At 62.9% G+C, this 13,074-nt stretch carries 14 protein-coding genes and 1 pseudogene; 13 read left to right on the forward strand and 2 right to left on the reverse strand.

Going from position 1 to position 13,074, the window contains the following annotated elements:
* The first annotated feature begins 12 nt into the window (after window positions 1–12).
* The 13 genes from urtD (at window position 13) to ureG (ending at window position 9,465) form a co-directional block, all read left to right on the forward strand.
* The gene (gene urtD, locus QTA58_RS16205; protein ID WP_085420018.1) at window positions 13–774 is read left to right on the forward strand and encodes an urea ABC transporter ATP-binding protein UrtD; all 762 of its coding nucleotides are present in this window, start codon (window positions 13–15) and stop codon (window positions 772–774) included.
* Window positions 775–1,014: 240 nt separating this feature from the next.
* A complete protein-coding gene (gene urtE, locus QTA58_RS16210) occupies window positions 1,015–1,710 on the forward strand; it encodes an urea ABC transporter ATP-binding subunit UrtE (RefSeq protein WP_289669614.1) in 696 nt (231 codons plus the stop codon).
* Between the two features lie 269 nt (window positions 1,711–1,979).
* Window positions 1,980–3,056: a PHB depolymerase family esterase gene (locus tag QTA58_RS16215; protein ID WP_289669615.1), complete on the forward strand. Its 1,077-nt coding sequence runs from the start codon at window positions 1,980–1,982 to the stop codon at window positions 3,054–3,056.
* On the forward strand, window positions 2,993–3,817 hold the full coding sequence (locus tag QTA58_RS16220) for an urease accessory protein UreD (protein WP_085420015.1): 825 nt from the start codon (window positions 2,993–2,995) through the stop codon (window positions 3,815–3,817). Before QTA58_RS16215 ends, QTA58_RS16220 begins: the two co-directional genes overlap by 64 nt.
* Window positions 3,818–3,851: 34 nt before the next feature.
* Window positions 3,852–4,154, forward strand: a complete 303-nt coding sequence (locus QTA58_RS16225) for an urease subunit gamma (protein WP_085420014.1) — start codon at window positions 3,852–3,854, stop codon at window positions 4,152–4,154.
* A gap of 19 nt (window positions 4,155–4,173) precedes the next feature.
* The gene (locus tag QTA58_RS16230; protein WP_085420013.1) at window positions 4,174–4,479 is read left to right on the forward strand and encodes an urease subunit beta; all 306 of its coding nucleotides are present in this window, start codon (window positions 4,174–4,176) and stop codon (window positions 4,477–4,479) included.
* A 74-nt stretch (window positions 4,480–4,553) separates the two neighbouring features.
* The gene (locus QTA58_RS16235) at window positions 4,554–4,823 is read left to right on the forward strand and encodes an AbrB/MazE/SpoVT family DNA-binding domain-containing protein (protein WP_143531470.1); all 270 of its coding nucleotides are present in this window, start codon (window positions 4,554–4,556) and stop codon (window positions 4,821–4,823) included.
* Window positions 4,820–5,227: a type II toxin-antitoxin system VapC family toxin gene (locus QTA58_RS16240; RefSeq protein WP_085420011.1), complete on the forward strand. Its 408-nt coding sequence runs from the start codon at window positions 4,820–4,822 to the stop codon at window positions 5,225–5,227. Before QTA58_RS16235 ends, QTA58_RS16240 begins: the two co-directional genes overlap by 4 nt.
* 3 nt (window positions 5,228–5,230) lie before the next feature.
* Window positions 5,231–6,940, forward strand: coding sequence for an urease subunit alpha (gene ureC, locus QTA58_RS16245; RefSeq protein ID WP_289669616.1), 1,710 nt, complete (start codon window positions 5,231–5,233; stop codon window positions 6,938–6,940).
* A gap of 47 nt (window positions 6,941–6,987) precedes the next feature.
* Entirely contained in the window at window positions 6,988–7,596 is a 609-nt protein-coding gene (locus tag QTA58_RS16250) for a LysE family translocator (RefSeq protein ID WP_289669618.1), read from the forward strand.
* A 27-nt stretch (window positions 7,597–7,623) separates the two neighbouring features.
* Window positions 7,624–8,133, forward strand: coding sequence for an urease accessory protein UreE (gene ureE, locus QTA58_RS16255; protein WP_289669619.1), 510 nt, complete (start codon window positions 7,624–7,626; stop codon window positions 8,131–8,133).
* Between the two features lie 6 nt (window positions 8,134–8,139).
* The gene (locus QTA58_RS16260; RefSeq protein WP_289669620.1) at window positions 8,140–8,811 is read left to right on the forward strand and encodes an urease accessory protein UreF; all 672 of its coding nucleotides are present in this window, start codon (window positions 8,140–8,142) and stop codon (window positions 8,809–8,811) included.
* Window positions 8,812–8,853: 42 nt separating this feature from the next.
* The gene (gene ureG / locus QTA58_RS16265) at window positions 8,854–9,465 is read left to right on the forward strand and encodes an urease accessory protein UreG (protein WP_085420006.1); all 612 of its coding nucleotides are present in this window, start codon (window positions 8,854–8,856) and stop codon (window positions 9,463–9,465) included.
* 26 nt (window positions 9,466–9,491) lie between these two features.
* On the opposite strand, the pseudogene QTA58_RS16270 reads toward ureG, so the two are convergent.
* A pseudogene (locus QTA58_RS16270) lies at window positions 9,492–9,596 on the reverse strand (Crp/Fnr family transcriptional regulator); the annotation flags it as partial.
* A gap of 121 nt (window positions 9,597–9,717) precedes the next feature.
* Window positions 9,718–13,053 carry an efflux RND transporter permease subunit gene (locus QTA58_RS16275; protein ID WP_289669621.1) on the reverse strand — a complete coding sequence of 1,112 codons (3,336 nt, stop codon included), beginning with the start codon at window positions 13,051–13,053 and terminating at the stop codon, window positions 9,718–9,720.
* Window positions 13,054–13,074 lie beyond the last annotated feature (21 nt).

Raw genomic sequence — 13,074 nt, forward strand, 5'->3', positions numbered from 1 at the left:
GGGCACAAGATCATGAACACGATTGCCGAGACGCGACAGAAAAGCCTGCTCTATCTCGAAAACGTCTCCGTCTCCTTCGACGGGTTCAAGGCGCTCAATTCGCTGTCCTTCGTGGTCGAGCCTGGAGAGCTGCGCGCCATCATCGGCCCGAACGGTGCCGGCAAGACGACGATGATGGACATCATCACCGGCAAGACGAGGCCGGATACCGGCACGGTGCTCTTCGAGGACGAGATAGATCTTACGAAGAAGGACGAGGCGGACATCGCCCAGCTCGGCATCGGCCGGAAATTCCAGAAGCCGACCGTCTTCGAAAGCCATACCGTCTGGGACAATCTGGAGCTGGCGCTCAACCGCGACCGCGGCGTCTTCGCCACCCTGTTCTATACACTTACGCCCGAAGACAAGGCGCGCATCGAGGAAATCCTTTCGACGATCCGGCTGACGCACCGCAAGGACGAGTATGCCGCCAACCTGTCGCACGGCCAGAAGCAATGGCTGGAGATCGGCATGCTGCTCGCCCAGGAGCCGAAGCTTCTGCTGGTCGATGAACCCGTCGCCGGCATGACCGATGCGGAAACGGCCGAAACCGCGGTGCTTCTGAGGGAAATCGCCAAGACCCGTTCGGTCGTGGTGGTCGAGCACGACATGGGCTTCATCCGCGACCTCGGCGTCAAGGTGACGTGCCTTGCCGAAGGTTCGGTGCTGGCGGAGGGTTCGATCGACTTCGTCTCGAACGATCCGAAGGTGATCGAGAATTATCTGGGGCGGTGAAATGAATAATATGTCGTTGACACCCCCCTCTGCCCTGCCGGGCATCTCCCCCTCAAGGGGGGAGATCGGCAAGCTGCGGCTTCCTTGTTTCTCTCGTGCTGCTCGGCATTTCCTTTTCCGTGAACGGCTGTTGTTTGCGGGAAAGGCTTGCGCCGGATCAATCTCCCCCCTTGAGGGGGAGATGCCCGGCAGGGCAGAGGGGGGTGATGTCTCCCACCATCGCGCCAAGAGAGGTGCAACGTGCTGACAGTCAACAACGTCAACCTTCACTACGGCGCGGCACAGGCGCTGCGCGGTGTCTCGGTCACGGCCGAGATGGGCAAGATCACCTGCGTGCTGGGGCGCAACGGCGTGGGGAAGAGCTCTCTTCTCCGCGCCGTTACCGGCCAGCATCCCGTCAGCGCCGGCACGATCAGCTTCGAGGGCGAAGTGCTGAACGGCCTGCCGCCCTATGCCCGCGCCAAACACGGGATCGGCTATGTGCCGCAGGGGCGCGAAATCTTCCCGCTTCTGACCGTGCAGGAAAACCTTGAAAGCGGCTACGCACCGCTTGCGCGCAAGGACCGGTTCATTCCGGACGAGATCTTTTCCCTGTTTCCGGTGCTGAAGTCGATGCTCGGCCGGCGGGGCGGCGATCTGTCCGGCGGACAACAACAGCAATTGGCGATCGGCCGTGCCATGGTCACCCGCCCGAAGATCCTCGTGCTGGACGAACCGACCGAAGGCATTCAGCCGTCGATCATCAAGGATATCGGCAGGGCGATCCGGTATCTTCGAGACAGCACCGGGATGGCCATCCTGCTCGTGGAGCAATATCTCGATTTCTGCCGGGAGCTCGCGGACCAAGTCTATATCATGGATCGTGGCGAGATCGTGCACGAAGGGCCGGCCGAAACACTGGATACGGCAGAAGCAAGGCGGCATCTTACTGTTTGAAACCAGCCTTTTACTGATGAATGTTTGTATCCCGACGCAGCATTTCGTGCGTTTCATCGTGATCCGGGATGTGTTACCAACCGGGTGCCAGGGCAGACCCCGCACATTGTTGATACCACTCCTGCACTCATGATGAGGCGCTGATGGATTTTGTTCGCATTGCCGGTTCCTTCTCCAGTCCTGCTCTTACTCGCGCGACCGCGGTAGGGGCTTTTTTCTTGGCCGCTTGCCTGGCTTCGGATGGAGCCTATGCCGGATGCGGTCAGCCGATGCAGCCGGGACGTCATCCGATCGCCATCGAAACCGGCGGCGTTGCCCGCTCCGCAGTCTATTTCGTCCCGTCTTCCTACACCGGCAACGACAAGGTTCCGGTGGTTTTCGATTTCCACGGCAGCAACAGCAGTCCCCAGGGGCAGTTGAACCGGAGCTCCTGGGACAAGATTGCCGAGAAGAACGGCTTCATCGTTCTGGCGCCGCAGGGCAGCCTGCCCGGCAAGACGGCGGGCACCTATGCCTGGAACGTGCCTTTCGTGACCCGGCAGGAAGGCGGCCTCGACGAGATCGCCTTTATCCGGCAGTCCCTGAAGACCGTGAAAGAGACGTTCTGCGTCGATCCAGCACGCATCTACGCCTCCGGTTACTCGGGCGGCGGGCGCATGCTGTCGGCCTATCTCTGCTCCGGCCACGATGATTTCGCCGCTGCCGGCTTCGTGCATTCGCTGCGCGCCGGCCGGCCGGTGGAGATCAACGGCAAATGGGAACCCGACGACGGCAACTGCAGCCCCGCCCGGCCGGTCTCCATCATGGCTTTCGCGGGCGTGAAGGACACGTCCAATCCCTATGGCGGCGGCGGGAGCGCCTATTGGCAATACGGGTTCAAGATCGCCGTCGAGCGCTGGACCGAGCTTGACGGCTGCAAGGGCAACGGCGATCCGAAAACCGTCGAAGGCGTGACCTTCAGCCTTTACGGCACCTGCAAGAGCGGTGCGCGGATCGCTTCCTATGTCTTTGCCAACGGCACGCACGACTGGCCGAAGCCGGCCGCGGCGACGGAAGCGGTGATCGCCGCCGCCAAGGAGACGGCAAGCGTGGCCAAGGTGACGACCGTCGCAGCGGTAAAGCCCGCCTTCGATCCCAATGTTGATCCGGCCTCGCGGATGTGGGAGTTCTTCGGCAGGGCCGACAGCACCGATGTCATCGCCACCGCTGCTCCGGCAAAGCCGAAGTCTGGCACGGGCATTGCATCGGACTGCACGACCGAAACCGGAATTCAGGGAACGACGTGCAGCAGCAGCCAGCCGATCGATACGCGCCGCAGCGGGCAAGGGGTGCAGGACGCCTTGTGACCAAGACGTTCGGCGGGCGCACCAGGCTTGCCGAATTCTTTCAGGAAGGTTGCGCAAAAATACGCCTTCCGGAGACGTTTTCGCCTGAAATGGAGGCGATCCTCATCAACACGTCAGGGGGACTGACGGGCGGCGACGCGATCGAATGGTCCGTCGCCGCCGCGGCTTCCACCAAACTCACCATCACCACCCAGGCCAACGAGAAGATCTACAAGGCGGCTGCCGACACGGCCTCCCTCTCCACCCATATCACGGTCGGCAAGGGCGCTTCCGTCCATTGGCTTCCCCAGGAAACCATTCTCTTCGACCGGGCCTCGCTGACGCGGCGGCTCGATGTCGATCTTGCCGAAAACTCCGAATTTCTCGCCGTCGAAGCCGTGCTGCTCGGCCGCAAGGCGATGGGCGAGGCGGTCACGCACGGGTTCTTCCGCGACCGCTGGCGCGTGCGGCGCGCGGGCAGGCTGATCCATGCGGAGGAGATGCGGTTCGACGGCGCAATCGAGCAGCTCTCCCGGGCGGCCGCCGTGCTCTCCGGCCAGGTCGCCTTTGCGACGCTCTTCTATACCGGTCCGCTCGCGGAGGCACTTTTCCCGAAGCTCAGGCAGTGTGTCGAAGGCACCTTGGGGGGAGCAAGCCACTGGAATGGCAAGCTGGTCGCCCGTCTCGCGGCGCCCACCGGCTTCGACTTGAGAAAAATCCTGGTACCGGCAATTTCCGTATTGCGTAACGGCGCGCCGGTGCCGAAAGTCTGGAACATCTGATTTTGCCATACCTGAAATTCACTGCGGGATTCCCATGAACCTGACGCCTAGAGAAAAAGACAAGCTCCTGATCGCCATGGCGGCGATCGTCGCCCGCCGCCGTCTGGAGCGCGGCGTCAAGCTCAACTATCCGGAGGCGATCGCTCTGATCACCGATTTCGTCGTCGAAGGCGCCCGCGACGGCCGCTCCGTCGCCGATCTCATGGAGGCCGGCGCGCATGTCGTCACCCGCGACCAGGTGATGGAAGGCATTGCCGAGATGATCCACGACGTGCAGGTGGAAGCGACGTTTCCGGACGGCACCAAGCTCGTCACCGTGCATGAACCGATACGTTAAGTCTCTGGGAGGTTGATTCATGATTCCGGGCGAAGTCATTGCCGCAGAAGGCGAAATCGAGCTCAATTCCGGCGCGCCGACGGTGACGGTCGAGGTTTCGAACACCGGCGACCGGCCGATCCAGGTGGGCAGCCACTATCATTTCTTCGAGACCAATAACGGCCTTTCCTTCGATCGCGAGAAGGCGCGCGGTATGCGGCTCGATATCCCCGCCGGCACGGCGGTGCGCTTCGAGCCGGGCCAGACACGTTCGGTCACGCTGATCCCGTTGTCGGGAAAACGCGAGGTCTACGGTTTCCAGCAGAAGATCATGGGTGCGCTGTAGGGGGTCCATGGAAAAGTAGGGAATTTTATGTTAAGTATGGATTTCTGAGAAAGTAGGAATTCATGGAGGCTGTGATGAGCCGGTTCGAAGCAAAGACTTCAATGAAAGGACAGGCGACGATTCCCATCGAGGTCCGCAAGACCCTGGGGCTGCCGCCCGGCGGGTCCGTGCAGTTTATCGTGGATGATAACGGCAAGGTTACCGTCGTTGCGAAGAAAAGGGGCCTTTCCCACCTGCGCGGCATTTTCGAGAAAGACGAAGGGCTGCCGCTGGATCTCGACGAAGCGATCATGGAGACGGTTGCAAGGCGCACGGCGCCAGGTCGCACGGAGGATGACCCTTGATCGGGCTCGATACCAATATTCTGGCCCGATACATACTTGACGATGACCCGCACTGGTCGCAGCGGGTTTCGCAGTTTCTTGAAACGCAACTCTCGGTCCAGAAACCGGGCTATATCAATCCAATCACACTGGTCGAGTTGGTTTGGATATTGCGCCGGAAACCAGGCTACAATCGAACTAAGTTGGCCGCTATCGTAGACGGTCTTCTTTCCTCGGATGTTCTTGTCGTCGGTGAAGCCGCCGCTGTCGAACAGGCGCTTGCCTCTTTCAAGGTGGGAAGCGCTGGTTTCGCCGACTATCTCATCGCCGAACTCAATGAGGCCGCCGGTGCGTCACCGACTATCACGCTGGATCACCGAGCCTCTAAAAATCCGCCATTCGTCCTTTTTTCGCAGGAAGCCTGAGCCATGCCCTACAAGATGTCCCGCGCGTCTTACGCCTCCATGTTCGGCCCGACCGTGGGCGACAAGGTTCGCCTTGCCGATACCGAGCTCTTCATCGAGGTGGAGAAGGATTTCACCACGTACGGCGAGGAGGTGAAGTTCGGCGGCGGCAAGGTGATCCGCGACGGCATGGGGCAGAGCCAGGCGACAAGGGCCGAAGGCGCGGTCGATACCGTCATCACCAATGCGCTGATCGTCGATCATTCCGGCATCTACAAGGCCGACGTCGGTTTGAAGGACGGCCGTATCTATGCGATCGGCAAGGCGGGCAATCCGGATACGCAACCGGGCGTCACGATCATTGTCGGGCCGTCGACGGAGGCGATCGCGGGCGAGGGCAAGATCCTGACCGCGGGCGGCATGGACGCGCATATCCATTACATCTGCCCCCAGCAGATCGAGGAGGCGCTGATGAGCGGCGTCACGACCATGCTCGGCGGCGGTTCGGGGCCGGCACACGGCACGCTTGCCACCACCTGCACCGGCGCCTGGCATATCGAGCGGATGATCGAGAGTTTTGACGCTTTTCCGATGAACCTTGCGCTTGCGGGCAAGGGCAATGCCTCGCTCCCGGCGCCGGTCGAGGAGATGATCCTTGCAGGCGCCTCCAGCCTCAAGCTGCACGAGGACTGGGGCACCACGCCTGCCGCGATCGACAACTGCCTCACCGTCGCCGATGAGTACGACGTGCAGGTGATGATCCACACCGATACGCTGAACGAGAGCGGCTTCGTGGAGGATACGGTCGCTGCCATCAGGGGCCGCACCATTCATGCCTTCCACACGGAAGGGGCGGGCGGCGGCCATGCGCCGGACATTATCAAGGTCTGCGGCCAGCCGAACGTCATACCGTCGTCGACCAACCCGACGCGCCCTTACACCGTCAATACGCTGGCCGAGCATCTGGACATGCTGATGGTCTGCCATCACCTGTCGCCGTCGATCCCCGAAGACATCGCATTCGCCGAAAGCCGCATCCGCAAGGAGACGATCGCGGCGGAAGACATCCTGCACGATATCGGGGCCTTCTCGATCATCTCCTCCGACAGCCAGGCCATGGGCCGCGTCGGGGAAGTCGCGATCCGCACCTGGCAGACGGCCGACAAGATGAAGCGTCAGCGGGGTCAGCTGAAGGAAGAAACCGGCGACAACGACAATTTCCGGGTCAAGCGCTACATCGCCAAATACACGATCAATCCGGCGATCGCTCACGGCATTTCCCACGAGATCGGATCAATCGAGGTGGGAAAACGCGCCGATCTCGTGCTCTGGAATCCCGCTTTCTTCGGCGTGAAGCCGGACATGGTGCTGCTCGGCGGTTCGATCGCCGCGGCGCCGATGGGCGATCCGAACGCATCCATACCGACGCCGCAGCCGATGCACTACCGGCCGATGTTCGCCGCCTACGGCAAGCTGCGCACGAATTCGTCCGTCACCTTCGTCTCCCAGGCTTCGCTCGATGCCGGCCTTGCCCACAAGCTCGGCGTTGCCAAGAAGCTGGTGGCGGTGAAGAATGTCCGCGGCGGCATTTCCAAGGCTTCGATGATGCACAATTCGGCTACGCCGCATGTGGAGGTCGATCCGGAAACCTATGAGGTCCGTGCCGACGGCGAGCTGCTCACCTGCCAGCCGGCCACCGTGCTGCCCATGGCGCAGCGCTATTTCCTGTTCTAACCGGACGACGGCGGCCGTTGCCGTTCTGCCGCCCAAGGGGGCTTGTCATGATCGCATGGTCGATATTCGTTCCTGCCTGCTTCGCGCTCAACTGCGCGCCGGGGCCTAACAACATGCTGGCTTTTTCGAATGCGGCGAGGCTCGGCGCGACGCCCGCACTGCTCGGCGGCCTCGGGCGGATGCCGGCTTTCGCCTTCCTGATACTGATCACCATCCTGGGTCTTGGAGCGGTCCTGGCGGCATCCTCCGTCGCCTTCACCGTCATCAAGTTCGCGGGCGCCGTCTACCTCATCTATGTCGGCATCCAATTCTGGCGAAAGGCGCGGGCGCTGGCCTCCATGCGGTCCACCGACGCCAGCCTCAAGGCCCTGATGCGGCGCGACTTCACGCTTGCGATCAGCAATCCCAAGGCGATCGCCATCTTCACGGCCTTCTTTCCGCAGTTCATCGATGCCTCTCAACCGGCCTGGAGCCAGCTTGCGGCGATGGGCACCGTGTTTCTTCTGCTTGAGGTGGGAGCAGTCGCGCTGTACGTCGTTGCCGGCGTCCTGTTGCGCAAGGCGCTCCGCTCGGAGCGGATATTCGTCTATCTCAACCGGCTGGTCGGCGGTGTCCTCATCGCATCCGGCGGTTCCATGGCGCTTTCCAGCCGTTAAGGCACACTATTTCCGAGGGTTTTCGACGTGCAACACATTCATTCCTATCGCCCCGCCGGCGAGATTACCGATCCGCCGGTCGATACCGTCACCCTGCCGCACGATCTCCGGCATCTTCGCCGCAAGCTGCTGCATCTTTCGAACGGAGACATGGTGATGCTCGACCTCAAGGAGGCGGTGCTCTTCCATCACGGCGATCGGCTGGTGCTCGACAGCGGCGACACGGTCGAGGTGAAGGCGGCGCCGGAAAAACTCTTCGAGGTGAAGGCGCGCGATACGCTGCATTTGATCGAACTCGCCTGGCATCTCGGTAACCGGCATCTTTCCGCGCAGATCGAGGAAGGGCGCATCCTCATCCTGCGCGATCATGTGATCCGGGCCATGCTGGAGGGGCTTGGCGCCACGGTGGCGGAGGTCGAGGAACCGTTCCAGCCGGCGCGCGGCGCCTATCATTCTCATGGCGGGCATTCCCATGGGGGACATTCCCACGATCATGGCCATGGGCACGGCCATGAGCACGGCCACCATCATGATTGAGTTCGCATGAGCCGAGGCCTCGACACGCAGGCATTGCTTCGATTGATGGCCTGGCTGTCGCCGGCCTTTCCGATCGGCGGCTTTGCCTGGTCCGGAGGGCTGGAGCGCGCGGTGTTCGACCGGCTGCTGACGAATGCCGCAGGTTTGAAGGACTGGCTTTCGGCAATCCTGGGGCACGGGGCGCTATGGAACGATGCGGTTCTGTTTGCGGAAGCCTGGCGGCAATCCGCAAACGAGGCGATGCTGAAAGAGGCGGCGGAACTGGGATTGGCCCTGGCGGGCTCGGCGGAGCGCTTCACGGAAACCCTGTCGCTCGGCAAGGCCTTCGTTGCCGCAGCCTCAGCCTGGCCGGATGCGGTGCTGGAGCGCCTGCCGCCGGACGTGCCGTTTCCGGTTGCGGTGGGCGCGGTAGCCGCCGCGCATGACGTTCCTGCGGAAAAGGCGCTCGCCGCCTATCTGCATGCCGCCGTTTCGCAATCGGTTTCGGCGGGTATCCGGCTCGGGGTCGCGGGCCAGACGGAAGGCGTGGCGATCCTGGCCGATCTGGAGGACTTGATTGCCGAGACGGCAGAGCGCGCGGCGCAGACGACGCTTGCCGATCTCGGGGGCGCGGCGGTGCAGGCGGAAATCGCCTCGCTCCGGCACGAAACGCAGCATTCGCGGCTTTTCCGCTCCTGAAGGCGGGCTTAAGCTGTCATTGAAAGATTGAAAGGACATCTCATGAAATCGGCGAACGGACCTTTGCGCGTCGGCATCGGCGGCCCCGTCGGCTCGGGCAAGACGGCGCTGACGGAGAAACTCTGCAAGGCGATGCGGGAGGATTATTCCGTCGCGGTCGTCACCAACGACATCTACACCAAGGAGGATGCCGAGGCGCTGGTCCGGATGCAGGCGCTCTCCTCCGACCGTATCGTCGGTGTCGAAACCGGCGGCTGCCCGCATACCGCCATCCGCGAGGACGCGACCATCAATCTGCAGGCGATTGCCGGGCTGAATGAGCGCATTCCGGATCTCGACGTCGTCTTCATCGAATCCGGCGGCGACAATCTGGCCGCGACCTTCTCGCCCGATCTCGCCGATATCACCATCTATGTGATCTCCACCTGCCAGGGCGAGGAAATCCCGCGCAAGGGCGGACCGGGCATCACCCGCTCGGACCTTCTCGTCATCAACAAGAAGGACCTTGCGCCCTATGTCGGCGTGGACCTCGATGTGATGGACCGCGACGCTTACCGCATGCGTGAGGCCAAACCCTTCGTCTTCACGGATCTGAAGCGCGGCGAAGGCGTCGATCATGTGGTCCGGTTTCTGAAGGAGCAGGGCGGTCTCTGAGCCTTGCCGGCGACGTTCGGCGGCTGGATCTCGCGAAGAGCCCTGATGTCGCCCACCTGGATGATCCGGCCGCGCACGGTGACGCCCGTCTTGCGAAGCGCGGAGAAGACCCGCGAGAGGACATCCGGCGCTGGAATATCAGTTTCACGAAGGCGGGTTTGACGTCGATCAAACCCGCACTCTTTTGCGCAGGCAATAAAAAACGCCGGACCCGAAGGCCCGGCGTTTTCGAAATGCGGCTGGAGACGGAGCTTATTCCGCGGCCATCGGCGGCAGGCGGAGCACCTTGTTGCCCGCCTGCGTGCCCGGCGAGCGGTCGTCGTTGGCGCCGGTCTGCCGTTCGATCTGGTTGAGGCGCTCTTCCAGCGAGGCGATCGACTGCGCCTGTTTGCGCGTCTCCTGGCTGAGTTCCTCGTTGGAGAGGCCGAGATCCTCCTCTTCCTTCTTGCCGACCATGCGGCCGAAGAGCTTGCCGAGCAGGCGCGACAGGTCGTCCATGATCAGGAAGAAGGACGGCACGACGACGAGCGAGAGCACCGTCGATACGATGATGCCGCCGATCACCGCGATCGCCATCGGCGCACGGAAGGAACCGCCTTCGCCGACGCCGAGTGCGGAGGGCAGCATGCCGGCGGACATGGCGATCGAGGTCATGATGATCGGCCGGGCGCGCTTGCGGCCAGCCTCCACCATGGCGTGGACGCGTTCCAGGCCGTGGCGCTTCATCTCGATCGCGAAGTCGACGAGCAGGATGGCGTTCTTCGTCACGATGCCCATCAGCATCAGGATGCCGATGAGGACCGGCATGGAGAGCGCGTTCTGGGTGACGATCAGCCCCGCCGCCACGCCGCCGATCGCGAGCGGCAGCGAGAACAGGATGGTGAAGGGCTGGATCACGTCCTTGAAGAGCAGGATCAGCACCACCAGCACCAGCATCAGGCCGAGCAGCATGGCGTTGCCGAAGCTCTGCGTCATTTCCGCCTGCACCTTGGCATCGCCGCTCTCGGCCAGACGAACCGTCTTCGGGAACTCCGTCGAGTCGACGATGCGCTTGAATTCGGCGGTCGCGGTGTCAAGTGCCGTGCCATAGGGCACGTCGGAACCGATCGACACGACGCGGTTGCGGTCATTGCGCTTGATCGAGCTCGGACCTTCCGAATAGTCGATGTCGGCGACGTTGTAGAGCGGCACGCTGGCGCCTGCCGCCGTCTTGATCTTCAGCGCCCGGATGGCGGCGAGATCGCGGCGGACATCGAGCGAGGCCTGGACGCGGATCGGGATCTGCCGGTCGTCGAGCGAGATCTTGGCGAGGTTCGCATCGACATCGCCGATGGTGGCGACGCGCACGGTTTCCGAAATCTGCTGCGGCGTGATGCCGAGGCGCGAGGCCTCGTCCATGCGCGGACGGATCTGCAGTTCCGGCCGCGGCAGCGCGCCTTCCGACGAAACGTTGACGAGGATCGGCGAGGCGCGCAGCTTCGATTCCAGGATGCTGACCGCCTCGTTCAGATCCGCCTCGTTGGTCGAGAGGAAGTTGAACGAAAGCTCGCGCTCGGCGCGGTCGTTGACCTTGGAGATGCGCACGTCCGGGATGGAGCGGACGGCGGCGAAGATATCCTTCTCCACGTCCCATTGCGGACGGGTGCGGCCGTTCTCCTTGATCTTCGGCATATAGTCGCCGATGAGCGGGATGGAGCCGAGGCCCTTGTTGACCAGGGTCTTCACCAGCGAATGGTCGATGTTTCCGAGGATGATGCGGACGGTCGCGCGGCGCAATTCGAGGTCACCCTTGGGCGAGGCGCCGCCCAGGATGAAGACGCTCTCCACGCCATCGATATTGCGCACGGCATCGTAGATGACGTCGGTGCTGGCGGCTGTCTCGTCCAGCGTCGCGTTCGGCGGCAGTTCGACCGAAAGCACGACGCGCGAGGAATCGTCCGGCGGCAGGAAGCTGCCGGGAACCTGGCTGAGCAGCATCACGGAGCCGATAAGGAAGGCGATCGCGGCCAGCAGCGTCGTATAGCGCCAGTACCATTTGCGGGTCGTGCCGGTGACGAGGCGCGTATAGGCCTTCATGAGCCGGCCGTCGTTGTCGTGATGGTCGTCCATCGCGTCTTCGGCGCGCATCAGGTAGGCGGCCATCAGCGGGGTGATGAGACGCGCCACCGCCAGCGAGAAGAAGACGGAGAAGGCGACCGTCAGGCCGAACTGGATGAAATACTGGCCCGGAATGCCCGGCATGAACGAGACCGGCACGAAGACCGCGATGATCGTGAAGCTGGTGGCGATGACGGCAAGCCCGATCTCGTCGGCCGCCTCCAGCGCCGCCCGGTAGGGCGTCTTGCCCATCTTGATGTGCCGCGCGATGTTCTCGATCTCGACGATCGCGTCGTCGACCAGAATACCCGTCGCGAGCGTCAGGGCCAGGAAGCTCACGAGGTTCAGCGAGAACCCCATGATGTCCATGATCCAGAAGGTCGGGATCGCCGAGAGCGGCAGGGCGACGGCCGCGATCAGGGTCGCGCGCCAGTTCCTGAGGAACAGGAACACCACGATGACCGCGAGGATCGAGCCTTCCATCAGCGTGTGGAGGGCGGCTTCATAGTTGCCGTAGGTGAAATAGACCGAGTCGTCGACCATCTCGATCGAGACGTTCGGATTGGCCTGGCGCACCTGGTCGAGGCTTTCCGCGACCGTCTCGGCGACCGAGACTTCGCTGGCGCCCTTGGCGCGGAAGACGGCAAAGGTGACCGAGGGGGCGCCGTTGAAGCGCGAGAAAGATTTCGGCTCCTCATAGGTATCGGTGATGGTGCCGAGCTCGGTCAGCTTGACGAAGCGGCCGTTCGGCAGAGTGATCGTCGTGTCGGCGAGCTGCTGGACGTTGCGGGCGTCGCCGAGCGTGCGGATCGTCTGCTCGTTGCCGGCCACCTGGCCGCGGCCGGAGCCCAGATCGACGTTGGTGCCGCGAAGCTGCCGGTTCACGTCGGCGGCCGTGATGCCGTAGGCATCCAGCTTGGCAGGGTTCAGCGACACGCGGATCTCGCGGTCGGAGCCGCCGTAGCGGTCGATGCGGCCGATCCCCGGCTGGCCCTGCAGGGCGCGCTTCACCGTATCGTCGACGAACCAGGAGATTTCCTCCAGGGTCATGTCCGGCGAGGAGACGGCGAATGTCTGGATCGCCTGGCCTTCAACGTCCACCTTGGTGACGACGGGTTCCTCGATGCCGGCGGGCAGGTCGCTGCGAATCTTGTCGATCGCGTCCTTGGTGTCCTGCACGGCCTCTTCGGTCGGCTTTTCGATGCGGAAGAGCACGACGGTCTGCGATTGGCCGTCGGTCACCGTCGACTGGATTTCGTCGATGCCGCTGATCGAGGCGACCGCATCCTCGATCTCCTTCGTCACCTGCATTTCCAGCTCGGCGGGCGATGCGCCGCTCTGGGTGACGGTGATCGAGACGACCGGGACGTCGATATTGGGAAAACGGGTGATCGGCAGGGCGTAGAACGACTGGATGCCGACATAGAGCAGCAGGGCGAAGCCGAGCAGCGGCGCAATCGGATTGCGGATCGACCAGGCGGAGAAGTTCATGCGGGCTTACCTCGTTCTGGC

Origin of the sequence: Neorhizobium sp. CSC1952 (assembly GCF_030378245.1) — a bacterium.
GTDB lineage: Bacteria > Pseudomonadota > Alphaproteobacteria > Rhizobiales > Rhizobiaceae > Neorhizobium > Neorhizobium oryzae_A.